At 66.7% G+C, this 24,724-nt stretch carries 22 protein-coding genes; 7 read left to right on the top strand and 15 right to left on the bottom strand.

Features of this window, described 5'->3' with window-relative positions; genetic code table 11:
* The first annotated feature begins 5 nt into the window (after positions 1-5).
* From aceF to SB816_RS15015, 4 genes are all read left to right on the top strand, one after another.
* Positions 6-1,667, top strand: a complete 1,662-nt coding sequence (aceF, locus tag SB816_RS15030; protein WP_144655777.1) for a dihydrolipoyllysine-residue acetyltransferase — start codon at positions 6-8, stop codon at positions 1,665-1,667.
* Between the two features lie 12 nt (positions 1,668-1,679).
* Positions 1,680-3,452: a dihydrolipoyl dehydrogenase gene (gene lpdA, locus SB816_RS15025; protein WP_054504145.1), complete on the top strand. Its 1,773-nt coding sequence runs from the start codon at positions 1,680-1,682 to the stop codon at positions 3,450-3,452.
* A gap of 182 nt (positions 3,453-3,634) precedes the next feature.
* On the top strand, positions 3,635-4,408 hold the full coding sequence (locus tag SB816_RS15020) for an SDR family oxidoreductase (RefSeq protein ID WP_054418568.1): 774 nt from the start codon (positions 3,635-3,637) through the stop codon (positions 4,406-4,408).
* Between the two features lie 168 nt (positions 4,409-4,576).
* Positions 4,577-5,485, top strand: a complete 909-nt coding sequence (locus tag SB816_RS15015; RefSeq protein ID WP_054418566.1) for a LysR family transcriptional regulator — start codon at positions 4,577-4,579, stop codon at positions 5,483-5,485.
* A 113-nt stretch (positions 5,486-5,598) separates the two neighbouring features.
* Here the strand turns inward: SB816_RS15015 and SB816_RS15010 are convergent, their stop codons facing one another.
* From SB816_RS15010 to SB816_RS14940, 15 genes are all read right to left on the bottom strand, one after another.
* Positions 5,599-5,793: a putative motility protein gene (locus tag SB816_RS15010; protein ID WP_054431993.1), complete on the bottom strand. Its 195-nt coding sequence runs from the start codon at positions 5,791-5,793 to the stop codon at positions 5,599-5,601.
* 109 nt (positions 5,794-5,902) lie between these two features.
* Positions 5,903-6,772 (bottom strand): hypothetical protein, encoded by an 870-nt coding sequence (locus SB816_RS15005; protein ID WP_410547227.1) that lies wholly within the window; start codon positions 6,770-6,772, stop codon positions 5,903-5,905.
* Between the two features lie 128 nt (positions 6,773-6,900).
* A complete protein-coding gene (locus tag SB816_RS15000; RefSeq protein WP_081273497.1) occupies positions 6,901-7,677 on the bottom strand; it encodes a TylF/MycF/NovP-related O-methyltransferase in 777 nt (258 codons plus the stop codon).
* Complete coding sequence (locus SB816_RS14995; RefSeq protein ID WP_175189744.1) at positions 7,674-8,474, bottom strand: phytanoyl-CoA dioxygenase family protein; 801 nt, start codon at positions 8,472-8,474, stop codon at positions 7,674-7,676. Before SB816_RS14995 ends, SB816_RS15000 begins: the two co-directional genes overlap by 4 nt.
* Before the next feature lie 61 nt (positions 8,475-8,535).
* Complete coding sequence (locus tag SB816_RS14990) at positions 8,536-9,036, bottom strand: acyltransferase (RefSeq protein WP_064525501.1); 501 nt, start codon at positions 9,034-9,036, stop codon at positions 8,536-8,538.
* A 19-nt stretch (positions 9,037-9,055) separates the two neighbouring features.
* A complete protein-coding gene (locus tag SB816_RS14985) occupies positions 9,056-9,811 on the bottom strand; it encodes a cephalosporin hydroxylase family protein (protein ID WP_054431990.1) in 756 nt (251 codons plus the stop codon).
* Positions 9,812-10,636, bottom strand: coding sequence for an NAD-dependent epimerase/dehydratase family protein (locus tag SB816_RS14980; RefSeq protein ID WP_144658152.1), 825 nt, complete (start codon positions 10,634-10,636; stop codon positions 9,812-9,814).
* The gene (locus SB816_RS14975; protein ID WP_410547226.1) at positions 10,633-11,877 is read right to left on the bottom strand and encodes a methyltransferase domain-containing protein; all 1,245 of its coding nucleotides are present in this window, start codon (positions 11,875-11,877) and stop codon (positions 10,633-10,635) included. The genes SB816_RS14980 and SB816_RS14975 overlap by 4 nt, the downstream gene beginning before the upstream one ends.
* Positions 11,874-12,431: a dTDP-4-dehydrorhamnose 3,5-epimerase gene (gene rfbC / locus SB816_RS14970; RefSeq protein WP_410547225.1), complete on the bottom strand. Its 558-nt coding sequence runs from the start codon at positions 12,429-12,431 to the stop codon at positions 11,874-11,876. The genes SB816_RS14975 and rfbC overlap by 4 nt, the downstream gene beginning before the upstream one ends.
* Positions 12,428-13,498, bottom strand: a complete 1,071-nt coding sequence (gene rfbG / locus SB816_RS14965; RefSeq protein WP_064525489.1) for a CDP-glucose 4,6-dehydratase — start codon at positions 13,496-13,498, stop codon at positions 12,428-12,430. The genes rfbC and rfbG overlap by 4 nt, the downstream gene beginning before the upstream one ends.
* On the bottom strand, positions 13,483-14,253 hold the full coding sequence (gene rfbF / locus SB816_RS14960) for a glucose-1-phosphate cytidylyltransferase (protein WP_175189747.1): 771 nt from the start codon (positions 14,251-14,253) through the stop codon (positions 13,483-13,485). Before rfbF ends, rfbG begins: the two co-directional genes overlap by 16 nt.
* Positions 14,250-17,651: a bifunctional class I SAM-dependent methyltransferase/glycosyltransferase gene (locus tag SB816_RS14955; RefSeq protein WP_144658149.1), complete on the bottom strand. Its 3,402-nt coding sequence runs from the start codon at positions 17,649-17,651 to the stop codon at positions 14,250-14,252. The genes rfbF and SB816_RS14955 overlap by 4 nt, the downstream gene beginning before the upstream one ends.
* Positions 17,652-17,901: 250 nt before the next feature.
* Entirely contained in the window at positions 17,902-19,581 is a 1,680-nt protein-coding gene (locus SB816_RS14950; RefSeq protein ID WP_064525479.1) for a flagellin, read from the bottom strand.
* Positions 19,582-19,859: 278 nt separating this feature from the next.
* Positions 19,860-21,455, bottom strand: coding sequence for a methyltransferase regulatory domain-containing protein (locus SB816_RS14945; RefSeq protein WP_064525475.1), 1,596 nt, complete (start codon positions 21,453-21,455; stop codon positions 19,860-19,862).
* A gap of 154 nt (positions 21,456-21,609) precedes the next feature.
* Positions 21,610-22,365: an RNA polymerase sigma factor FliA gene (locus tag SB816_RS14940; RefSeq protein WP_064525472.1), complete on the bottom strand. Its 756-nt coding sequence runs from the start codon at positions 22,363-22,365 to the stop codon at positions 21,610-21,612.
* Positions 22,366-22,794: 429 nt separating this feature from the next.
* On the opposite strand from SB816_RS14940, the gene flhD reads away from it, so the two are divergent.
* The 3 genes from flhD (at position 22,795) to motA (ending at position 24,718) form a co-directional block, all read left to right on the top strand.
* Positions 22,795-23,118: a flagellar transcriptional regulator FlhD gene (gene flhD, locus SB816_RS14935; RefSeq protein WP_006219025.1), complete on the top strand. Its 324-nt coding sequence runs from the start codon at positions 22,795-22,797 to the stop codon at positions 23,116-23,118.
* A gap of 31 nt (positions 23,119-23,149) precedes the next feature.
* On the top strand, positions 23,150-23,731 hold the full coding sequence (flhC, locus tag SB816_RS14930; RefSeq protein ID WP_054504151.1) for a flagellar transcriptional regulator FlhC: 582 nt from the start codon (positions 23,150-23,152) through the stop codon (positions 23,729-23,731).
* A 117-nt stretch (positions 23,732-23,848) separates the two neighbouring features.
* Positions 23,849-24,718 carry a flagellar motor stator protein MotA gene (gene motA, locus SB816_RS14925; RefSeq protein ID WP_006387509.1) on the top strand — a complete coding sequence of 290 codons (870 nt, stop codon included), beginning with the start codon at positions 23,849-23,851 and terminating at the stop codon, positions 24,716-24,718.
* Positions 24,719-24,724: the final 6 nt, after the last annotated feature.

The raw sequence follows: 24,724 nt of genomic DNA, 5'->3' as shown, positions 1-24,724 counted from the left end.
GAGACATGAGCAACGTCGTGCAAATCAAGGTTCCCGACATCGGCGACTTCAAGGAAGTGGAAGTCATTGAAGTGCTGGTGGCGGTGGGCGACACGATCAAGGCCGAGCAGAGCCTGATTACCGTCGAGTCCGACAAGGCCTCGATGGAAATCCCCGCCTCGCAGGGCGGGGTGGTGAAGTCGATCGCGGTCAAGGTCGGCGACAAGGTCGCCGAAGGCGCCGTGGTGCTCGAGGTGGAAGCGGCCGACGCCGCCGCCGCTCCGGCCGCCAAGGAAGCGCCCAAGGCCGAAGCCCCGAAGCAGGCTGCCGCCGCCGCGCCCGCCGCCAAGGCCGAGGCCGCCGCGCCGGCCGCCAGCAGCGGTCCGGTCGAGATCGAAGTGCCGGACATCGGCGACTTCAAGGAAGTGGAAGTCATCGAAGTCATGGTCGCCGTCGGCGACACCATCAAGGCCGAGCAGAGCCTGATCACCGTCGAGTCCGACAAGGCCTCGATGGAGATCCCGGCCTCGCAGGGCGGGGTGGTCAAGGAAGTGAAGGTCAAGGTCGGCGACAAGGTCGCCAAGGGCTCGGTCGTGGTCGTGGTGGAGGGCAGCGCGCCCGCCGCCGCGCCGGCCGCCAAGGCAGAGGCCGCGCCGGCCAAGGCCGAAGCCCCGGCCGCCAAGGCCGAAGCGCCCGCCGCCCCGGCCACGCCCGCCGCCGGCTCGCGTCCGGCTCCCGCCGCCGCGCTGGAAGACGCCAACCTCAAGCCCGGCCAACTGCCGCACGCCTCGCCGTCGGTGCGCAAGTTCGCCCGCGAACTGGGCGTGAACCTGAGCAAGGTCAAGGGCACCGGTCCCAAGGACCGCATCACCGCCGACGACGTGCGCGGTTTCGTCAAGCAGGCGCTCGCCGCCGGCCCGGTGGCCGCCGCCGGTGGCTCGGCCGATGGCGCCGCGCTGGGCCTGCTGCCGTGGCCCAAGGTCGACTTCACCAAGTTCGGCCCGGTCGAAGCCAAGCCGCTGTCGCGCATCAAGAAGATCTCCGGCGCGAACCTGCACCGCAACTGGGTCATGATCCCGCACGTCACCAACAACGACGAAGCGGACATCACCGACCTGGAAGCGCTGCGCGTCACGCTGAACAAGGAAAACGAGAAGTCGGGCATCAAGGTCACGATGCTGGCCTTCCTGATCAAGGCCGTGGTCGCGGCCCTGAAGAAGTTCCCCGAATTCAACGCCTCGCTGGATGGCGACAACCTGGTGCTCAAGCAGTATTACCACATCGGCTTCGCCGCCGACACGCCCAACGGGCTGGTGGTGCCGGTGATCCGCGATGCCGACAAGAAGGGCATTCTGCAGATCGCCCAGGAAATGACCGACCTGTCCAAGAAGGCGCGCGAAGGCAAGATCTCGCCGGCCGACATGCAGGGCGGCTGCTTCTCGATCTCGTCGCTGGGCGGTATCGGCGGCACCTCGTTCACGCCCATCATCAATGCGCCCGAAGTGGCCATCCTGGGCGTGTCGCGTTCGTCGCACAAGCCGGTCTGGGACGGCAAGCAGTTCGTGCCGCGCCTGATCGTGCCGCTGTCGCTGTCCTATGACCACCGCGTCATCGACGGCGCCGCCGCTGCCCGCTTCAACGCCTATCTGGGCGCCTTGCTGGCCGACTTCCGCCGCATCGCGCTGTAAACGGGGAGCCCTATGAGCAATACCGTTCAAATCAAAGTGCCGGACATCGGTGACTTCAAGGAAGTCGAAGTCATCGAAGTGCTGGTCGCCGTGGGCGATACCATCAAGGCCGAGCAGAGCCTGATTACGGTCGAGTCCGACAAGGCCTCGATGGAAATCCCCGCCTCCACGGGCGGCGTGGTCAAGTCCATCAGCGTCAAGGTCGGCGACAAGGTCGCCGAAGGCTCGGTGGTTCTGGAAGTCGAGGCGGCCGAGGCTGCCCCGGCCGCCAAGGAGGCGCCCAAGGCCGAAACCGCCAAGGCCGAGGCCCCCAAGGCCGAAGCCAAGCCGGCCGCCGCGGCCCCCGCCGCCGCGACCTTCAAGGGTTCGGCCGACGCCGAGTACGACATGCTGGTGCTGGGCGCGGGCCCCGGCGGCTATTCGGCCGCCTTCCGCGCCGCCGACCTCGGCCTGTCCGTGGTGCTGGTCGAACGCTACGCCACGCTGGGCGGCGTCTGCCTGAACGTGGGCTGCATCCCGTCCAAGGCGCTGCTGCACAACGCCGCCATCATCGACGAGGCGCGCGAACTGGCCGCCCACGGCATCAGCTTCGGCGAACCCAAGATCGATCTGGACAAGCTGCGCGGCTACAAGGACAGCGTGGTCGCCAAGCTGACCGGCGGCCTGGCCGGCATGGCCAAGGCGCGCAAGGTGACCGTGGTGACGGGCGTGGGCGAATTCGCCGATGCCAACCACCTGGCGGTCAAGGGCGCCGACGGCAAGTCGCAGACCATCCGCTTCAAGCAGGCCATCATCGCCGCCGGCAGCCAGTCGGTGAAGCTGCCGTTCCTGCCGCAGGACGAGCGCATCGTCGATTCCACCGGCGCCTTGCTGCTGCGTGAAATCCCCAAGAAGATGCTGATCATCGGTGGCGGCATCATCGGCCTGGAAATGGGCACGGTGTACTCCACGCTGGGCGCGCGCCTGGACGTGGTGGAAATGCTGGACGGCCTGATGCAGGGCGCCGACCGCGACCTGGTCAAGGTCTGGCAGAAGAAGAACGCCGGCCGCTTCGACAACATCATGCTCAAGACCAAGACGGTCGGCGCGGAAGCCAGGAAAGACGGCATCTACGTCACCTTCGAGGGCGAGGGCGCGCCGAAGGAACCGCAGCGCTACGACCTGGTGCTCCAGGCCGTGGGCCGCAGCCCCAACGGCAAGAAGATCGGCGCCGACAAGGCGGGCGTGGCCGTGACCGACCGCGGCTTCATCGAGGTCGATCGCCAGATGCGCACCAACGTGCCGCACATCTTCGCCATCGGCGATATCGTCGGCCAGCCGATGCTGGCGCACAAGGCGGTGCATGAAGGCCACGTGGCGGCCGAAGCCGCCGCCGGCCAGAAGTCGTTCTTCGACGCCCGCGTGATTCCGTCGGTGGCCTACACCGATCCGGAAGTGGCGTGGGTCGGCCTGACCGAAGACGAAGCCAAGAAGCAGGGCATCAAGGTCGAGAAGGGCGTGTTCCCGTGGGCCGCTTCCGGCCGCGCCATCGCCAACGGCCGCGACGAAGGCTTCACCAAGCTGCTGTTCGACGCCGAGACGCACCGCATCCTGGGCGGCGGCATCGTCGGCACCCATGCCGGCGACCTGATCAGCGAAGTGGCGCTGGCCGTGGAAATGGGCGCGGACGTCATCGACATCGCCAAGACCATCCACCCGCACCCGACGCTGGGTGAATCGGTGGGCATGGCGGCCGAAGTGGCCGAAGGCGTGTGCACCGACCTGCCGCCGATGAAGAAGAAGTAAACCCTGACGGGCCGGATCTTGCATCCGGACGCAGGCACCGCAGCCCGAAGCGCCTCCCGGCCTTCGGGCTGTTTTTCATTGGGACGTTTTTCTGGATAATCCATCCGGCCATGCCCGGCTGATCCCGGTCGCGCCGCTGCCTAGAATCGAATCTCCATCGACACACATGCGGGAGATTTTCCATGGCAGACCATTCCATCAAGGGCAAAGTCGTCCTGATCGCCGGCGGGGCCAAGAACCTGGGCGGCCTGATCGCGCGTGACCTGGCGCAACAGGGCGCCAAGGCCGTCGCCATCCACTACAACAGCGCGGCGTCCAAGGCCGACGCCGACGCCACCGTGGCCGCGATCCAGGCCGCCGGCGCCAGGGGCGTCGCATTCCAGGCCGACCTGACCACGGCCGGCGCCGTCGAGAAACTGTTCGCCGACGCGGTCGCGGCGGTGGGCCGGCCCGACATCGCCATCAACACCGTCGGCAAGGTGCTCAAGAAGCCGCTGACCGAAATCAGCGAAGCCGAATACGACGAGATGAGCGCGGTCAACGCCAAGTCGGCGTTCTTCTTTCTGAAAGAGGCCGGCCGCCACGTCAACGACAACGGCAAGGTCTGCACCCTGGTGACCTCGCTGCTGGGCGCGTTCACGCCGTTCTACGCCGCCTATGCCGGCTCCAAGGCGCCGGTCGAGCACTACACGCGCGCGGCCGCCAAGGAATTCGGCGCGCGCGGCATCTCGGTGACGGCGGTCGGGCCCGGCCCGATGGACACGCCGTTCTTCTATCCGGCCGAAGGCGCCGATGCCGTGGCGTACCACAAGACCGCCGCCGCGCTGTCGCCGTTCTCCAAGACCGGCCTGACCGACATCGAGGACGTGGTGCCGTTCATCCGCCACCTGGTCAGCGACGGCTGGTGGATCACCGGCCAGACCATTCTGATCAACGGCGGCTACACCACCAAGTAACCGGCCTGGCGCACGGGGGGCGCCTGGCGCCCGCGATTCGAGGCCCCGTGGGTCTGGCCCGGCCTGCCTGGCGGGGGCGCCATTTCCCGTGTCTGCGATGTCCCGCGAACCGGCTATGCTGTCACGGGCGGCGTCGTGCCGCCGGCGCTGGGGGACTCCCGGGGGAGCATGGACAGATTCGAACAGTACCGCGTCTTCGCGCAGGTGGCGGAGATGGGCAGCTTCATCAAGGCGGCGAACGCGCTGGAGCTGCCGCGCGCCTCGGTCTCGGCCGCCGTGCAGCAGCTCGAGGCCCAGTTGGGCGCGCGGCTGCTGCACCGGACCACGCGCCAGGTGCGCCTGACCGCCGACGGCGCCCAATTGCTGGAGCGGGTGCGGCCGTTGCTGGCCGAGGTAGAGGACATTGACCACCTGTTCCAGCAAAGCCAGCGCCAGGTTTCCGGGCGACTCAACGTCGACGTGCCCAGCCGCATTGCGCGCCGCCTGGTGGCGCCTGCGTTGCCCGGCCTGTTGCGGCGCCATCCCCGGCTGCAACTGGCATTGGGGTCCAGCGACCGCGCCATCGACCTGATCCAGGAAGGCGTCGATTGCGCGGTGCGCATCGGCGCGCTGCATGACAGCAGCCTGGTGTCACGGCCATTGGGCAACATCGCCCTGGTCAATTGCGCCAGCCCCGCCTACCTGCGTGAGCAGGGCGAGCCGCGGGCGCCGGACACGCTGCCGACGGATCACTGGATGGTGGGATACGCTTCGCCGACCACCGGCCGCGAACTGCCCTGGGAGGTGGCGGCCGGCGACGGCGACCGCCAGGCCATCACGGTGCCCAGCCGGGTGGTGGTCAACAATGCCGAAAGCTATATCGCCTGCTGCCTGGCGGGCCTGGGATTGATCCAGATTCCGCGCTTCGACGTGCAACACCTGCTGGACGCCGGCGAACTGGTGGAGGTCATGCCGGCGCATCGCGCCGCGTCCATGCCGGTGGCGCTGCTGTATCCGCACCGGCGGCAGCGCTCGAGACGGCTGGCGGTTTTTCTGGAGTGGTTCGAGGAACTGATGCGCAGGCACCTGGAGGCCTGACGGCCGGAGCCCGGGCGGGAACAGGGACTCGCGAAGGGGGAGCGAAGAAGGGGCCGAAGAGAGGGGCCGGGAGGACCGGGCGCGGCAATCGTTGCCGCGCGCGCCGGCGCGGCTTACGCCTGGGTATTGATGCGGGTGCCGATCTTGCCGTCGATGGCGACCACCGGCAGCGACTGCATCAGCGTGGCGACGGTGTCGGCCTGGGCGTTGATGGCCTTCTTGGTGACGCGGGCCTGGACTTCCTGCATCAGTTGCGCGTCGCGCATGGCCAGGCCGGTGTTCACGGTGTTGCTGATGGAAAGATCCATGGCGGGTGTCCTGTGGAAGGCTGTCCGAGCCGAAGCCCGGGGTTCAGCGATTATCGCAAAGTTTGCGGCATCGCGGCAGAATTTTCCGGCGTCGGCGTCGGCGTCGGCGTCAAGGCTGCGACGGGCATTCCTTGACCGCACCCCAACCCTGGTTGGGGCCGCAATATTGCTTGCGCGCGGCCCAGGCGCAATCGGGGCGGTCGAAAAAGCCCAGGGTGGCGCAGCGCGCCAGCTCGGTTTTCAGGCTGTCGAGCCAGGCCAGCGGATTCTCGGCGGGAATCTCGGTGATCCGCAGCGTCGGCTTGGGCGCGTCTGGCGCGGGGTCGCGGGCGGGAGGCGGCGCGGCATTGGCGCCGGCGGCGGTGGCGGGACGCGCGGCCGGCGTGCCGGCCGGGTCCGACGGCGTGGCGGTTGCCGGGTCGTCCTCCTGGGACGTATCTTGCCGCGCCTGCTCTGGAACGGGCGGCCGTTCGGCTTCCCTGGGCGGCGTAGCGGCGGCGCCGTCGCTGCTGTTCCAGTCGGTCGGGGCCGCGGCGCCCGCCGCTTTCTGGCCCGCGCTTGGCGGGCCGTCCAGCGGCACCCGCACCGGCCCGGCGGCGTTCACGCCGGTGCGCGCGGCATTCGGCGTGCTCCACGACACCACCAGCAACACCAGCGCGCCATAGATCGCCAGCGTGTAGAGGACGGTCAGGGTGGCGTAGCCCACGCGCTTGCCGGTGATCGGGGTGGCGTCCTCGCGGCCGATCAGGCTGCGCCAGCGCACCAGGGCGGCGCCGGGCGCGCTGATCAGCGCCCAGCCCAGCCGCTTGCACAGGCTGGGCCGCGGGAGCGAGGCCTGCACCTGCGCCGCCAGCAACTCGCGCAGGGCGCGGTTCTCGTCGCGCAGGCGCTGAGTGTGCGCGTCCACCGGCGCCTGGTCGTCTGGATCCGTGGTGCCGTCATGCCGCGTAGCGAGTGGATCGGGAGGCGTGGTGGTCATGTTACGAAAAATATAGATACAAAATTGTACGAGTGCAATTATGACCGCCAGCCAGACCGTGCAAAAAAGGAATAAGCCGGCAAAAATGCCGGCTTCCGACCAATCATGTCGTGGCGCGTGTGGGCCGGCTACTCGAGGATGGCGTAGCTGATGTGCGGTTCGTAGGTGAAACGCTGGATCCGCAGCCGGTTCAGGCCCAGCTTCTCCATCACGGCCAGCGTCTCGCCGGGCCAGGTCCGATTGTTCAGCTCATCGAAGACGATGACGCCGCCCTTGGGCATGCGCGGCAGGAAATGCTCCAGGCAGATCTTGGTGGGTTCGTACAGGTCCAGGTCCAGATGCAGGAGCGACACCACGGTCTGCGGTTCGCGCGCCAGGTATTCGGGCACGCTCTGGGCGACATCCCCCTTGACCAGTTCGACCTTCTGGATGTGGCCGATGAAGCGGTTGGCGTCGAACAGCGCAATGGCGCGCTGCAAATCCGTGTAGCTGTCGGCCTGGTAGCCGTGTTCGCGGCGCTCGGTGGTCTGCACCACGGCATGGCGATCCTGGTCGGCGATGCCGGTGAAGCCGGAAAAAGTGTCAAAGCCGACGATGCGGCGTTGCAGGTTGACCGGCTCCAGCGTGGCGCTCAGTTGGGCGAAGGTCATCAGGCCGCCGCCCCAATTGACGCCGCATTCCATGATGTCGCCCTGTACGTGCAAGGCCATCTTGAACAGTTCAGTCAAGCACAGGAAGCGCGCCAGGCTCTGGCGCGGCACGAAATTGGCGAAGTTCTCGAGTTTTTCGACGGTGCTGCCGCCCGCCGCGTCGAAGAACGCGCCCAATTCCGCGCGATAGCCCACTTCGCGGGTGGTGCTGCGGCCATCCTGGCGGAAGCGGGAGGGATCGGTGGTGTCGTTCATGCTGCGGTTCTCTGGGATTCCTGCTCGCGACGACGCTGGGCGTCATGCCCCGGGTAGTCGACATAGAAGATGTTGCTGCGATCGCCGGTAGGGTAGCGCTGGCGACGGTATTCGGCGTCGGCCAGGTCCGTGATGCGCAACTGCGTGGTCCAGCGGATCTGTTGGCCCAGGTTGGGCGTGCTGCGATGGAGCAGCAATTGCTTGAAGATGACCACGTCGCCGCGCTCGGCGGTGATGGTTTCGGGCGTTTCCGTTACGTCGTAGTCCAGGCTCAGGTCGCGCTGCAGGAACGGCACGTAGGGCGCGATCACCTTGTCGCTGATGCGCTTGAAGGGATAAAGACCGCGCTTGTGGCTGCCGGGGATGACCTGGATGGTGCCGGACGCCAGGTTGACGTCCTGGAGCGGGACCCAGAGCGTCACCGCGTTTTCGGAGCCCAGCAGGTAGAGCGTGTCCTGATGCCAGGCGAACAGGTGGCGGGCGTCGGCCGGCTTGTCCAGGCGCATGTTGCAGCAGCCCATCAGGCCGGGGTGGGCCAGGCCCAGTTCGCGGCACAGCCGGTCCACGGCGGCACTTCCCGACAGGCGCGACAGCGCGGGCAGGTACTTGAGGCGGTCGTACAGCAGCGACTGCGTGGCCGGGTCCAGTTCGTAGCGGCCGAAATCGTGCATGTCGAATTGCGGGCCGACGATGCGACGGCCCAATTCGCCGAGTTGTTCTTCCAGCTCGTCGAGTTCGCCGTGCTTCCAGAAGTCCTTCAGGACCAGATAGCCGTCGGCTTCAAATCTTTCGCGCATATGCGTACGCTCGTTGTTCTGTTGCAGTCTGTACGGAGGGGTTGCTGGTCGCCGGCCTGTCTCAGTCGCCGGTTTCTTCGCGCCAGCCCAGGACTTTCATGGGGTTGCCGCCCTGGATCGAGAAGGCGGCGATTTCTCCGCGCACGATGCTGCCGGCGGCGATGACGCAGCCTTCGCGCAGGATGGCGCCGTCCAGCAGCACGCAGTTGGCGCCGATCCAGACGTCGTCCTCGATGACGATGCCGCCCTTGCTGGGGCGGAAACCCTGTTGCCGGATCGGCAGGTCGCGCCGGCGGAATTCGTGGTTGGCGGGGGCGAAGGTGCAGTTGGCCGCGACGGCCACGCGCGCGCCCATCCGTATGCCGTGGCCGGTGTAGAGCACGCAGCCGGAATTGATGACGCAGTCGGGGCCGATCAGGACGTCCCCGGCGCCGCCGGCGGGCTTGATCTTGACGAACGAATCCACCACGGCGCCGGGGCCGATCACGATCCGCGTGCCGCGGGTGGAATCCTCGATGTCGGCCAGCGGCGATACGCGGGCGCTCGGGTCGATCTCGATCATGATGCCGCCTGGGGTGCGGTCAGGCTTTGCGGCGCAGGAAGCCGTCGGGCGCCGAGGTCACCAGCAGCCGATCCTCGACCGAGCGGTCGATCTCGAATTCCGGGTGGCTCTTGATCCATTCCCAGACGGCGGTCTTGGGGTTGTTGCCCTTGCCCCAATGGCGGCCCGGCCATTCGTAGTCGGCCGGCATGTCCTCGACGAAGGTGTCGAACACCACGCAGTAGCTGCCCACGCTGACCAGGTCGGCATAGGCGTTCAGTTCGGCCAGCACGTGGTCGTGCGTATGGTTCGAATCCAGGCACACCATGATGTTCTTCTTGCCCTCGGCGTGCGCGCGCACCTGGGCGATGGTGGCCGGGTCGATACTGGAGCCTTCGATCAGGTGGATGCGGCCGGCCAGCGGGTGGGCCTCGATGGCGCGGCGGTTGTGCTCGCGGATCTCGATGTCCACGCCGACCACCTCGCCGGCGCCCAGCAACTGCAGCATCGAGGCCGACAGCATCAGCGAGCCGCCGTGGGCGATGCCGGTCTCGATGATGAGGTCCGGCTTGACCGCCCAGATCAGTTCCTGCATGGCCATGGCGTCCATGGGCAGTTGGATCAGCGGCCGGCCAGCCCACGAGAAGTTGTTCATGTACTTGCGCTCCAGCGCCATCTGGCGCCAGGCGATCGACAGTTCGCGGAATTCCTGGTCGGTCGCGAACGAGCCGATGCGGGCGGCCTTTTCCTGGCGGTATTCGGGATGCGCGTCGGGCGTGGTTTCAAGGTAGGACATTCAGATTCCTTTGCGTTGGCGGTACTGCGCCAGAAAAAGCGGGAAATAATCGGCGAACGCGCGCGGCGCGAGGCCGAAGCGGGTGCGCATGCGTTGGGTGTCGATATCGGCGAAGGCCCAGGGCTGCGCGTCGGGCGCTTCGGTGACGCGGTAGCCCAGGGCGGCTTCCAGGCAGTCGGCGATGGCGCGGTTGTCGACGCCCTGGCCGTGGGCGACGTTGAAAATGCCGGTGGCGTCCGATTGCGCCAGGGCCAGGATCTGGGCCACGGCATCGTCGATGTACAGGTAGTCCTTGCGCGAGGACAGCGTGGTGTGCAGCATGATCCGGCCGTCGCGCGCGCCTTCCTCGAGCAGTTGGTCGATGAAACTGTCGGGCGCGTCGCGCAGGCCCACGATATTGGACAGGCGCGCCACCCGGGCCCGCGGATGGCCGCCGTGCAGGCACAGGGACTCTCCCATCAGCTTGGACAGGTTGTAGAGATCGCTGGCGTGGTTCGGGTTGACCGTCAGCGCGGCCTGCTCGCGGGTGTCGCTGGCGCCGGCATATACGCGGGTGCTGGACAGGTAGGTCAGGCTGTCGAAGTTGTCCGCCTCGATCAGGCGCCGCAGCAGGCAGACGTGGGCTTCTACCGTGTCCAGCGGCCGGCCGCGGAAGTCCGAGGTCAGGCCGATGGCGTAGATCACGTGACCCAGGGGGCGGTCGAACAGGCCGGCATCATCGCGCGCCGGCGCCTCGCAGGCGATGCCATCGGCGCGCAGGCGCGCCAGCAGGTGGCGGCCGATGAAGCCCGTTGCCCCCAGGACGGTGACCGGCGCGGTGTTCATGCGTCGTGGCCGCCGTCGATCGCCAGGCCGGGCACGGCCGTGACCAGCTTGGCGTGCCAGCCCTCGCGCGCGTAGGCCAGTTGCTGCGAGACCTCCGTCTTCAGGTTCCACGGCAGCACCACGATGTATTCGGGCTGGTCCTGGCGCAGCACGTCCTCGGCGACGATGGGAATGTGGCTGCCCGGCAGGTACTTGCCCTGCTTGGCCGGGTTCAGGTCCACCACGTAGGGCAGCAGGTCCGGCCGCACGCCGGCGAAGTTCAGCAGCGTGTTGCCCTTGGCGGCGGCGCCATAGGCGGCCACCCGTTTGCCATTGCGGCGCAGCTCCACCAGCAGCGCCAGCAGGTCGTTCTTGATGCGCTCGGCCTGCTGCTGGAAGCGCTCGTAGAAGGCCGCGCCGGTCATGCCGGCCTGTTGCTCCTCGTCCAGCGTGCGCGCCACCTCCGCCGTCACCTCATGCTTGCCGGTGTCGAGCCGCTGGGCATACACGCGCAGGCTGCCGCCGTGGGTGGGCAGGTGCTCGACGTCGAACACCGCCAGGCCGTTGGCGCGGAAGATGCGCGCGACCGCGGTCAGCGACAGGTAGGAATAGTGTTCGTGATAGGCCGTGTCGAACTGGTTCTCGCGCACCATGCGCAGCAGGTGCGGGAATTCGAAGGTGGCCACGCCCTGGGGCTTGAGCAGCGCGGCGAAGCCCGAGACGAAATCGTTGATGTCCGGCACGTGCGCCAGCACGTTGTTGGCGGCGATCAGGTCGGCCGCGCGGCCAGTGCTGGCCAGCTCGTCGCCCAGTTCGACGCCAAAGAAGCGCTGCACGATCTCGATGCCGCGTTCGCGCGCGGCCTGGGCCGTGCTGGCGGTGGGCTCGACGCCGTAGCAGGGGATGCCGGCGGCCTGGACGTACTGCAGCAGGTAGCCGTCGTTGGCGGCGATCTCGCACACCATGCTTTGCGGGCCCAGGCCAAAGCGGCTGGCCATGGCGTCGACGTAGCGGCGCGAATGCGCCAGCCAGGACGACGAGAACGAGCTGAAGTAGGCGTAGTCGTCGGTGAACAGGGCTTCGCGGCCGGCGTGGTCCTCGGTCTGGACCAGCCAGCACGATTCGCACACCAGCAGGCGCAGCGGAAACCAGGTTTCCGGGCCGCGCAGCGCATCGGCGCTCAGGTAGGCATTGGACGGCGGCGCGTGGCCCAGGTCGAGAAAGGGCAGGCTCAGTTCGGCCTGGCAATGGCGGCACTTCACAGTGCGACTCCCGGGAAGGCGGCATTCAGGCGCGGATGGTTCTGATCGCGCTCGGACACCAGGGTAGGGGGCAGGGGCCAGGCAATGCCCAGGCGGGCATCCTGGAAATGCAGGCCGGCCTCGGCCTGCGGGGCGTAGGCCGCGGAATGGCAATACAGCATCTCGACGTCGTCGCCGAGCGTCTGGAAGCCATGGGCGAAACCCTGCGGGATCAGCAGCGCGCAGCCGTTGTCGGCGGACAGGCGCTCGGCGTGCCATTGCAGGAAGGTGGGCGAGCCGCGGCGCAGGTCCACCGCCACGTCCCACACTTCGCCGCGGATGCAACTGACCAGCTTCATCTCGGCGTGCGGCGGCAACTGGTAGTGCATGCCGCGCACCGTGCCGGCCCGGGCGGTATGGGTATGGTTGACCTGCGCGATGGCGCCGTCCCAGCCGGCGGCCCGCAGGGCCTCGGCATCGAACAGGCGCGCCAGGAAGCCGCGCGTATCGCCGCGCGGGTGGCGCCGCACGCGCTTCAGGCCGGCCAGCGGCGTGTCATGGATTTCCAGGCTCATTGCGGCCCCGTGTAGCGGTCGATGTCGGCGTGGCAAAGCGCCAGCGCGTCCTCGCCCGCGTCGAAGCGGCGATACCAGTCCATGCTGCGCGCCACCGCCGTGGCCAGCGGCCAGCGCGGCGCCACGCCAAGCACGGCGCGGGCCTTGGAGGTATCCAGCGTCAGCAGGCCGGCTTCGTGCGGTCCTTGCGGATGCTCGGCATAGACCGTGCGGCCGCGGCCATAGGCGGCCTGCGCCAGGTCGATGACCGTGCGCACCGGCGCGGCCTCGGCGGCATCCGGTCCGAAGTTGTAGGCGTCGGCCAGCGCCGGATCCCGCCATAGCGTCTCCGCCAGGGTCAGGTAGCCGGCCAAGGGTTCCAGCACGTGTTGCCACGGCCGCACCGATTGGGGCCGGCGCACGTGCAGCTCGCCGCCATCGCGCCAGGCGCGCACGGCGTCGGGCAGCAGGCGGTCGACCGACCAGTCGCCGCCGCCGATCACGTTGCCGGCGCGCGCGCTGGCGACCGCCAGGCCCTGTTGTTTCAGGAAGGCGTCGCGGTACGAGGCGATGACCAGTTCGCTGGCCGCCTTGCTGGCGCTATAGGGATCGTGGCCGCCCAGCGTGTCGTGCTCGCGGTACGGGTAGGGCCATTCGTTGTTGCGGTAGACCTTGTCGGTGGTGACCATGACGGCCACCCTGGCGTCCGGCGCCGATCGCAGCGCGTCCAGCAGGTGCGCGGTGCCCATCACATTGGTGGCGAACGTGTCCACCGGTTCGGCGTAGCTGGGCCGCACCAGTGCCTGGGCGGCCAGGTGCAGCACGATCTGGGGCCGCGCGTCGCGCACCCGCGCCCGCAACGCGGCGGCGTCGCGGATATCGGCTTCATGATGGTCGACGGCCTGCCTGACGCGAGCGGCCTCGAACAGGCTGGGCGTGGTGGCCGGGGGCAACGACACGCCAGTGACCTGGGCGCCCAGTCGGTGCAGCCACAGCGCCAGCCAGCCACCCTTGAAGCCGGTGTGGCCGCTCAGCAGCACACGCTTGCCGCGCCAGAACGCGGCGGTCGGGCTTACCAGACTTTCCATGGCGCCTTGCCCGTGCTCCACAACGATTCCAGCAGGTTCTTCTCGCGCAGCGTGTCCATCGGTTGCCAGAAGCCCAGGTGTTCGTATGCGTGCAACTGGCCGTCGCGGCTCAGGGCCTCGAGCGGCGCCGCTTCCCAACTGGTGTCGTCGCCTTCGATCAGCGACAGCACGCTGGGCGACAGCACGAAGAAGCCGCCATTGATCAGGCCGCCGTCGCCGCGCGGCTTCTCGGTGAAGCCGGTCACCCGGTCGCCTTCGCGCCGCAGCGCGCCATAGCGGCCGGGGGGCTGCACCGCGGTGACGGTCGCCTGGCCGCCATGGCGGCGGTGGAACGCGATGAGGGCGCTGATGTCGACATCCGCCACGCCGTCGCCGTAGGTGAAGCAGAACGCCTCTTCTTCCTTGACGTAGTCGGCCACGCGCTTGAGGCGGCCGCCGGTCATGGTGTTCTCGCCGGTGTCGACCAGCGTCACGCGCCAGGGTTCGGCCTTGCGCTGATGCACTTCCATGCGGTTGTCGGCCATGTCGAAGGTGACGTCGGACATGTGCAGGAAGTAGTTGGCGAAATACTCCTTGATCATGTAGCCCTTGTAGCCGCAGCAGATCACGAACTCGTTCACGCCGTGGGCGGAGTAGGTTTTCATGATGTGCCACAGGATCGGGCGGCCGCCGATCTCGATCATCGGCTTGGGACGCGTATGCGTTTCCTCGGAAATACGGGTGCCCAGGCCGCCGGCCAGAATGATTGCTTTCATGCTTGGTTCTCGCACCAATTCGTGAACATGCCGCGCAGGGCGGCTTCGAACTTGCGGGCGAAGGCCGGCTCGTCCATGAGGGGGCTGGCGTGCATCTGCTCGCGCAGCGTGCCGCGCAGGGTTTGCAACGCCGGGATGTCGCCGGCCAGCGCCACGACCTTGTCGATGTAGGCGGCCTCGTTGTCGGCGATCCATTCGGGGTGGCCGACACTCTGGAGCACCGAGGCGCCGATGCGGCCGACGCTGGGACGGTCGGCCAGCGTCACGTAGGGCACGCCCATGTAGAGGGTCTCGACCAGCGTGACGCCGGAATTGTGGGGGAAGCAGTCCAGCCCGATGTCCATGCCGCGCAGCACGTCCCAGGCCGGGCTGGTGCAGCCGATCTCCAGGCGCTGGCGTTCGATGCCATGGGCCTCGAAGCGGCGGATCAACTGCTCGCACATCGGGCCGTCGCGGTAGCTGGTGCTGTTGACCACCAGGTGCGCCTGCGGCAGGCGGCGCAGGATCTCGGACCAGACCTTGACCGTGCGGTCGTTCATGCGGATCGCGCGGGTCAGCGTGCCCAGGGTCACGTAACCATTCTTCAGGGCCGGCAACGGGCCGGGATCGCCCATGCCGCCGCCGGGGCGGTAGATGAAATTGCCTTGCGGCAGCCGCCAGGGCTTTTCCGAGAACAGGTGCTCGTAGCCCTCGGGCAGCATGACGCCGTCCGTCATGATGTAGTCGATCGCCGACAGCCCGGTGGTGTAGCCGAAGCCCAGCCAGGTCAGCGATACCGGCGCCGGCTTGCGCGCGAACGCGCCCAGGCGGTTGCCGGCGGTGTGGCCGGCGACGTCGATCAGGATGTCGATGCCGTCGGCGCGGATGCGTTCGGCCAGCTGCGCGTCAGTCAGCGCCGCGGTGGGCACCCAGTGGTCGAAATAGGCCTTCAGGCGCGGCGTGGTCGCGTCTTCGGTCGCCAGTTCCGCGTAGGCGGTCAGCTCGAAGCGCTCGCGGTCATGGTGCGCGAACACCGGCTCGATGAAGTAGTTGCCGGAGTGCTGGCGGAAGTCGGGCGAGACATACCCGACCTTGAGCTTGCGCGCCGGGTCCCGCGTGTTGGCGTGCGGCTTCCAGCTCGAACGCAGCGGCATGCACAGGTCGGTGTCATAGTCGCGGTAGGCCTGGAACACCTCTTCGGCCGTGCGATCGTCCGAATAGTTCATGGCGAACAACAGGTTGTTGCGCGCCACCGGGGCGGTCGGGTAGTGCGTCAGGGTCCTGCGGGTCATCAGCTCGGCCTTGGTCACCTCGCCCGAGTCGATGTAGATCTTGCTCAGGTTGATGAGCGCCTTGCGATGGGTCGGATCGAGGTCCAGGGCCGTCTGGTTGCAGGCCTCGGCCTCCTTGTAGCGGCGTTCGGCGGCCAGCGCGTCGGCCAGGGCGGAGTGGGTTTCGGCGCTGCGCGGTTCCAGTTCGATCGCGCGGCGGGCCACGCCGATGGCCTCGGAGGTGCGTCCCAGCTGGGTCAGGACGGCGGCGAGCACGATGTGGCTCTGCGGGTCGGCTGGCGCCAGGTTCAGCATGGTCAGCGCCGGCAGCAGGGCCTGGGGACTGCGGAAGGTGCTGAACAAGGCGACGGTCAGCGCTTCCCAGGCATCCCAGAACCGCGGCGACAGTTTGGTCAGCTGGCGCGCCACCGGTTCCGCCTCGAGGTAGGCCTTCTGCACCATCAGTTCGTGCATGCGCTTGACCGGTGCCGCGATGCCGGCCGGCGGGTTCGGCTGGTGTCCGCTGGCGTGCAGCACCCGGGAGTTCAGGCTCATGCAGGCCCGCGCGCTGGCGTACATGCCCGCTAGCGGCATGTACGCTTCCCCGGCCGCCTCGAGCGTGCGGCGCAGCAGGTCGGCCCAGGCCTTGGGGCCGCCTTGGGTCAAGGCATAGCGCTTGAGCAGTGCCAGGGTCTCCGCCACGTCCGCGGGTTGGGGGGCAGGGGTGAGGTCGGCTGCCGCGCTGGGCAGGCGGCCCGCCGCCAGGTTGGCCACGACCGCGGCCTGCTCGGGGGGCGGCAGGTAGTTGACGGCCTCGTGCCAGAGATTGAAGCGGGGCAGCGCGGGTTCGCCGTCCGCTACCGTTTCGGTCATGAACGGCAGCAGGTGGAAGGTGTCGCCGCCCTCGGTGTCATAGGGGCCGCGGTCGAGGCAGTAGTGCACCAGGTCGTGCTCGAGCAACGTCTGCAGGACGCGCTGTAGGATCTTGGTCCCCGCATCGTTGTCGATCTGATTGCGGTACAGCAGAACCGCCTGCAGGGTGCTGTACGGCAGCGAGCCGGGCCAGGCATGCGCCAGTGTGTCCACCACCGTCACCACGTCGGCGTCGTGCGTGACCAGGGCGCGGCCCAGGTGGTTCACATAGGTGGCGCCTTGTTCCTGGCCGTTGGCGGCCAGCCGGATCGGGCCGGACGCGAAACGCAAGTCGCGCAGCCGCGCCAGGTCCGGACGCTGGACCTCGGCGGACCGTTCGTTGCGCAGCCAGAGGCATTGGCGGAACGCGCGCCCGGTGGCGAAGTCGAGGTATTGCTGGCGCACCGTAACCGGCTGCCCCATGGCGAGCAGGCTGTGGTTGAGCGACACCCCCTGGCCGAACGACAGCGGCAATTCGCTCAACGGCTGCGCATCGCCCAGGTAGGCAAGCCCGGCCTGGGCGGCCACGCCGGCCAGTTCGACGAAATAGCTGGGGTTGCAGGACAGCGGATTGGCGCCGGCCGTCGTGTCGCCGAGGGCGCGGGCGAATTGCTCCGCCGCGGCCGCCAGGGTCGAGGCGTGCGGGTTGGACGCCGCCAGGCCGTCCTTGAACAGGGACAGCGCCGCCGTGGCGCTCTGGCGCAGTTCGGCGTCGTTCTGCGCGGCGTGGCCGTGCAGCAGGATGGCGTCGCGCACCACTTCCAGCGACTTGGCGCCGGGGTAGACATGGCAGTCCAGGTAGAGAATGCCGCGCGGCGACAGCAGTTGCCCGCAGGCCTGCAGCAACGCCTGTTGCGCCGGCGCGGGCAGGTAACTATAGAGGCCCGTGACGATGACGTAATCGAACAGGCCCAATTGGGTGCCGATGTCGGCCGCCTCGCCCACGTAGAGTGTCAGGTTGGCCGCGCCCAGTTGCCGGGCGGCTGCCGTGCCTTGCGCCACCAGTGTCTCGGATCCGTCGATGCCGACTGCCTGCGCCTGCGGGTGGGCCAGCGCGAAGGGCAGCAGGCCGGCACCGTCGCCGCAGCCGATGGCCAGCACGCGGGCATTGTCCAGGGGGACGGTGTCGACCCCGTACAGATGGGCGGTGGCACGCAGCCGGACAGGGGAATGGCTCGGGGCCAGGCGTCCGGGGTCGGCGGCGGCTTGTCGTTGGGTATGGGCCGGATAAGACATGTGACTCGCGAAGAGGGGACGAACCCCGGGAGACTATTGCGGTAATTCTATGAATGCCGAGGTTCGCTCATTCGGCGAATCAGCGTGCCAATTCCCCGCCAGTTTCGGTGAAACCACGCGTAGTCGGCGCCAATGAAAAAACCCGCCGTGAGGCGGGTTCGGGGTGGCCGGCCAGGACGCGAAGGGCCTTGGCCGGCTGGCCGGGAGGGCAAGCCGGAGCTTGCCCGCCGTCCGTTCTGCTTGCCGTGAATTAACGCAGCAGCGACAGCACGGTTTGCGGCACTTGGTTGGCTTGCGCCAGAACCGAGGTGCCAGCCTGTTGCAGGATCTGGGCCTTCGACATGTTCGACACTTCCGTGGCGTAGTCGGCGTCCTGGATACGCGAACGGGCGTTGGACAGGTTGTTGACCACGTTGTTCAGGTTGGCGATGGTCGATTCCAGGCGGTTCTGCACGGCACCCAGTTCACCGGTCAGCTTGTCCAGCTTGGTGAAGGCGGCATCCAGCGTCTTCAGCGGATCGGTGGTCAGCGTGCCCTTGCTGGTCGTGTCCGTGGTCAGCTTGCCCGAGGCGCTGACGTAGGCGGTGGAACCAACCTTGGGAGCGTAGTCGCCCGTGCCCGTGCCGCTCTTGACCGTGGCCTTGCCCGTGTTGGGATCGACGGTGTAGACGGTATCGAACGTCTTGGTGGTCGTGAACGCGCCCTTGTCGTCGACGTACGTGTCGGTCGAGGTGCCGTTGGCCAGGGTGACCGTGGCGCTGGTGATGCCTTGACCCAGTTGGATCGACGAGTTGGCGGCGGCCTTGACGTTGGCCAGCAGCGCATCGGAGGCGATGGTGTTGGTGAACGACAGTTGGTTGGCGGTGCCCGTGTTGGAGTACGTCTTGCCGCCGATGGCGACCGACGACGAACCGGCGGCGCCGGTGTTGTTCGACGCGGCGGTCATGACGGAGTCGAGCGTGGCAGCGGTGGCGCTGGCGCTGTTGGTCGTCAGGTTGCCGGCGGCGTCCAGGTAGGCAGCTTGGCCGCCGATGGTGACCTTGCCCGTGGCGTCGACTTCGAACGAGGTCGAAGCGGAACCGTTGCTGTGGGTGTAGGTGGCGGTCGTGGTGCCGGTGGCCGGGCGCAGCGAGTTGGCCAGGGCGGTCACGGAAGCAGCGTCCGAAGCCGACTTGTCGGTGAACGTGAAGTTCTTGTTGGCGGCGTCGTAGGTGTAGACGGTGGCGCCGGTGCCCGTGCCGACGGTAACCTTGTTGCCGCCTTCCAGCTTGGCGAACACCTGGTCAGCGGTGGCGCTGGCGTGGTTGGTGGTCACGGTCCAGTCGTTGCCGGCGGCGACGCCACCAGCGGCTTGCAGGTCGGACACGGTGGCCGTACGGTTCTGGGTCACGCCCGAGCCGTTGACGTTGAAGCCGTCCAGACCCAGCGTCTTGACGCTGATTTCCGACAGGTTCAGGGTGATGGTTTCGCCGTCGTTGGCGCCGACTTGCAGCGTCAGGGGCTTGGCGTTGCCCGACAGGACCTTCACGCCGTTGAAGTCGGTTTGTTGCGAGATGCGGTCGATGTCGTCAAGGCGTTGCTTGATTTCATCTTGCATCGAGTTCAGCTGCTCTTGCGAGTAGCTGCCGTTGCCGGCCTGCACCGTCAGTTCGCGAACGCGCTGCAGGTGGGTGTTGATTTCGGAGGCGGCGCCTTCCGTCGTCTGGGCCAGCGAGATACCGTCGTTGGCGTTACGAGCGGCTTGGGTCAGACCCTTCACGTTGGCGGTGAAGCGGTTGGCAATGGCCATACCGGCGGCGTCGTCCTTGGCGCTGTTGATGCGCAGGCCCGACGACAGGCGTTCGATGGCGGTACCCAGGGAAGATTGCGACTTGTTCAGGTTGTTCTGAGCAACCAGCGACAAGTAGTTGGTGTTAATGACTGCAGCCATGTTTAGGCTCCCAAGAGAGAAAGGCTTCTTCAAACCGGGCAGCGGGGCCGCCCATCGTTGTAACGGGAAGAATTCGATTTCTTGCGTCTTCGAATTTCTCCGTTGCAAGGATTACGGCAGTCGCAAATCAATCTTTAGGGCTTTTTTTTGGTATTCGCAAAATGTTGTTGGATACCACTTACAGACTAGTCTTGTGGGTTTCCCGGGCGGGGAGCCAAGCGCGTCACCGCTTGAGGCGGACGGGTCCGACGGCCGATCCAGGCCGCCGGACGCGCTCCTCAATGCAGCAGCAGGCCGACCCGGCGCAGGGCGGTCAACAGGCTGTTGACGATTTCCTGGGCGACGGGGTCCAGGTTGCGGGCGCCCTTGTAGGATTTGCCATCCGGATGCGGGTGGCGGCCTGCCGTCAGCGCATCGCGCGCCAGGGTGCGCAGCTCGGCGGCGCTGTGGTCGCCGTCGATGTGGCGCGTGAGATAGAGGTACAGGGCGTCAGTGGGGGCGTTGACCGGGTGGTGCCAGAGGTTATGCATCCCGACCTGGCATCCCGGTCTTGTTACTTCTTGTAGTAGTTGCAGGGCGCCAGGGATCAGGCGCGGCCTGGCCTGCGTCGGCTGATAGGGGGCCGGCTCCAGGCGGTAGTGCAGGGCGCCGGCCTGCACCAGCGTCACCAGGTGGCCGATCATCGCGTTGCTCAGGGCGTCCGCCGACGCGTCGGCCGCGTGCCCGCGCTGGGTCTCGAGCAGCGCGGCGAACGGCAGCGATTGCGGCCAGGCCTGCGCCAGCGCTTCCATCAGCGCGATCATCGCCGGATCCTGGGTGGTGATGGCGGTGCCGGCCGCGGTGCGGTATTGGCGTTGTCCGGCCGGCGCGCCCGTCAACGGCGTCAGGTCGGCGGCGAAATGCATGGCGGTGAAGGCGCCGCCCTCGGGCTGGTCCAGGATCTCGCCGGCGCGCTCGGCGTGCACCAGCAGGCTCTTGCGGAACGAGCGGCCGACGGCGAAGTCCAGGTACTGCTCGCGCATTTCCCGGCCGGCGTTGACCGACAGCCCGTTCAGGCCGAGCGCCACCATGCTGCCGAAGGTGGAGGGGAACGTCAGTTGCGGTTCGGCGTCCGTCACGTATGCCAATCCGGCCTGCTGCGCCGCGGCGGCGAATTCCAGGAAATAGCAGGGCGTGTTGATCGCCTCCAGGTATTCGTGCAGCAGGTAGTGGTCGGTCTGGCCGCGCAGCTTGCGGGCGGCTTCCTGCAGCGCCGAGCGCAGCGGATTGTTCTGCCACAGGCCTGCCTCGATCAGCTCCAGCATGGCCTTGGCGCGGACCAGCTTGTCCTGCGGCGTTTCCGCGCCGAAGCTGTTCAGGATCATGGCGTCGCGGATCACGTCGGACGCCTTCCAGCCCGGGTAGGTGTTGTAGCTGACGTAGGCGATGCCTTGCGGCGCCAGGTTTTCGCGGCAGATGCGCAGGATCGCGTCACGCACCTCCGGCGGCACCCAACTGAACACGCCATGGCAGATGATGTAGTCGAAGGTGCCGAAGTCGGCCGTGATCTCGGTCAGGCTCATCGCCCGCAGGTCGAGGTTGCGGACGCCGAGCGCCTCGGCGGTCCGCTGACCCGCCTCGATCTGTTGCGGCGAGAGGTCGATGCCCACGACCCGGGCTTCGGGATGGGCCAGCGCGAATGGCAGCAGATTGCCCCCGGCGGCACAACCCAGCTCCAGCACCCGCGCCCGTTCCAGCGCCGGCGCCTCGAGTTGGTAGAGGCTGGCGACCGCGCGCAGGTTGCCCGGCGACGTATAGCAGAACGGCAGCGAGATATATGGGGTTTCGTCGTAGGCGTCGGAAATGGCCTGCGTCAGGACGTCGGGTGCGCTCATGGCGAAATTCCAGGGATCGCGGTGCGCGGCTGGCTGCGTGATCGCCGTGCGCACCTATTGGTGTCAGCCTGCAAGGCTAACAAGGGCGGGCGCGGCGTAATGGGATGAATAACGTCCGATTTACCTGGAATTCCGGCCGCAGTGCGCCATCGGGCTAGATAATCTGCGCGATCTGCCCTTCCTGGGGCAGGTGTTGCCAGGCCTGTTCGCGCAGCTTGGCGCGGATGCGCGCCGTGGCCTGCGACCGGAGCTGGCAGACGCGGGCCTCGGTCACGTTCATGATCGCGCCGATTTCCTTCAGGTTCAGGCCCTGCTCGTAGCACAGCGACAACAGCAGTTTCTCGCGGTCGGGCAGGGTGTCGATCGCCAGGATCAGCGCCTGGCGGAAATCGCCGGCCAGCAGCGAGTCCAGCGGGTTGCCGCCGGCGGTGCCGTGATTCAGCGTGGCGGTCCAGTCGGTCTGGCCCGACGCGGTGTCGGGCTCGGTGGCGAAGTCTTCGTAGTGGACGATCTGCACGCCCTGGGCGTCGTGTAACAGCGTCTGATATTCAGCCAGCGGCATCTCCATCTGCTGCGCGATCTCGGCTTCGGAGGGTGCGCGCATCAGGCGTTGTTCGAGTTGCTGGATGGCCTGTTCGATCTTGCGTGCCTTGGCGCGCACGCTGCGCGGCAGCCAGTCCTGGCCACGCAGTTCGTCGAGCATGGCGCCGCGGATGCGGGTGGTGGCGTAGGTCTCGAACTGGGCGTCGGCGGTCTCCTGGTAGCGGCGCACCGCATCCAAGAGGCCGATCATGCCGGCCTGGATCAGGTCGTCGAGTTCGACGCTGGCCGGCAGCCGGGCGAGCAATTGCAGGGCCAGCTTCCGCACTAGCGGGGCATATTCGACCAAGCTGTCATCTGCGTGGGGCATTGCGGGAGTGTCAGGCGGTGTCCATCGTGACGCATTGTCGGTTGTTGTCAATTTGCGACATTGTCGACAAACGCGCGGCTACGCTAAAGCTAGCAATATTTTGTGATCGAAAGGTGTCATTGTCGGCAAAAGCCGGTATTTCATTCCTTAAAGCACGCAACGTTTTGAATGCTTATTTGCCAAATTGACGTACATTTGTCAGGACTTTCTATGTCAAGGTGTATCTAAAGTCTCAAGTTGCGCGATATCAACAAAGATTTGTCATATAAGTCATAGAAAATGACATGACCTGTGGTAAATTTTACTTAAATTGCGAACAAATGATACATTTCGCATTAAAACAGGATGCAGCGGACACTGTGCAACAAACGTTGCCATTGTCCTTGGTTATCAAGCCCCTTCGGTGGGATAGGGAATAGGGAGTCGGGCGTGCAACAAGTCGAAAATTCTTTGCTGGCAGATATCCGTGAGGTGAATCTGTCCTACCTGCTTCTCGCGCAGCGCATGCTGCGCGATGACTATGCTGCATCGATGTTCCGTCTGGGTTTCAGCAACGAGGTTGCCGATATCCTGATGCGTCTTTCTCCGGCTCAGCTGGTGAAGCTGGCCAGCTCCAGTTCGCTCCTGTGCCGTTTCCGTTTCGACGACTACAGCCTGCTGTCGGCCCTGACCCACGACGTGCTGGGCGGCGCGCTGCAGCAAGCGCACGCGACGATCCTGCTGGCCAAGCAACCTGTTGAAGAACTGGCCTGACGGCCTGTCGATTCCCACTCGGACACGTGTAATGGCCACCAAGAGCGTTTCGCAGGAAGCGGATGACATCCTGCTAGCCAGCTCCATGATCACTCTGGGCGCGCGGCTGCAGGTGTTGGAGGCTGAAACCAGCCTCAGCCACGACCGCCTGGCACGTCTGTACCGCGAAATCCGCGGTTGCTCGCCACCGAAGGGCATGCTGCCTTTTTCGGTCGACTGGTTCATGACCTGGTTGCCGAACATCCATTCCTCGCTGTTCTACAACGTGTATTCGTTCCTGAACACGCGCACCAGCAGCAAGGGCATCCGCGCCATCATCGACGCGTACCGCCTCTATCTCGAGAACGCCGGCGTGGACAACGCCGAATCCGCCGAGCCCGTGCTGAGCTTCACCCGGGCCTGGATGCTGGTGCGGTTCTTCGATAGCGGCATGCTGCAGCTTTCCGCCTGCCGCCAGTGTGGCGGGCATTTCATTGCGCACGCGCATGATCCGCAGTCGGATTTCGTGTGCGCAATCTGCCGTCCGCCACCCCGGGCCGGCAAGACCCGTGCCGCCGCCAAGGCGCGCGCGGGCAGCCGATCCGTGCCAGCCGTAGACGCCGCCCGTTCCTGAGCGGCGCGTCCAAATACATCAAAAGCCCTGGAAAACTCCCCGTAACCCGCCTTTTTGGGACGGGGGGAACAGGGGATCATTGACGCCGGTTTTAGACTTCGTTGGCAGGGGCCTGATGTGTTGATTGTTATCGGTTTTCTAGTGGTGATCGTGTCGGTCATCGGCAGCTTCGTAGCGCTGGGCGGCCACATGGGCGCGCTTTACCAGCCGTTCGAGTTGACGCTGATCTTCGGCGCGGCCTTCGGCGCCTTCCTGGCCGGCAACAGCAAGAAATCGCTGATGCTCGTGAAGAAGGCGCTGCCCGACACGCTGAAAAGCTCGCGCTACGGCAAGGACGTCTACATGGAGCTCATGGCGCTCCTGTACGTGCTGCTGAACAAGGCGCGCCGCGAAGGCCTGATGGCGATCGAATCGCACATCGAGGATCCTGCCTCCAGTCCGATCTTCAGCGAGTATCCGCGCATCGCAAAGGACGAGAAGCTCATGGAGTTCATCACGGACTACCTGCGCATCATGATCAGCGGCAACATGAGCTCGTTCGAGATCGAAACGCTCATGGACGAGGAAATCGAAACCTACCGCCACGAGCGCGAAGTGCCTGCCAGCATGATCCGGCAGATGGCCGACGGCCTGCCTGCGTTCGGTATCGTGGCCGCGGTGCTGGGCGTGATCAAGGCACTGGCCGCCGTGGATCAGCCGCCCGCCATTCTCGGCGACCTGATTTCCAAGGCCATGGTGGGCACCTTCCTGGGCATTCTGCTTGCCTACGGCTTCGTCGGTCCGCTGGCCTCGCGCATCGAGCGCCGCACGGACGAGGCCATGAAGGTGCTGGAATGTATCAAGACCACGCTGCTGGCCAGCATGAACGGCTACCCGCCGCAGCTCGCGGTCGAATTCGGCCGCAAGGTGCTGTATTCGTCGGTGCGGCCGACTTTCGGTGAGCTGGAAGAGCACGTCCGGCAGACCAAGTCCACCGCCAAGGCCTGACGGAGC

Origin of the sequence: Achromobacter sp. SIMBA_011 (genome assembly GCF_046535435.1) — a bacterium.
Classification (GTDB): domain Bacteria; phylum Pseudomonadota; class Gammaproteobacteria; order Burkholderiales; family Burkholderiaceae_B; genus Achromobacter; species Achromobacter dolens.
Note: the sequence above shows the minus strand (reverse complement) of the source record. Positions and strands in the feature narration are given on the sequence as shown.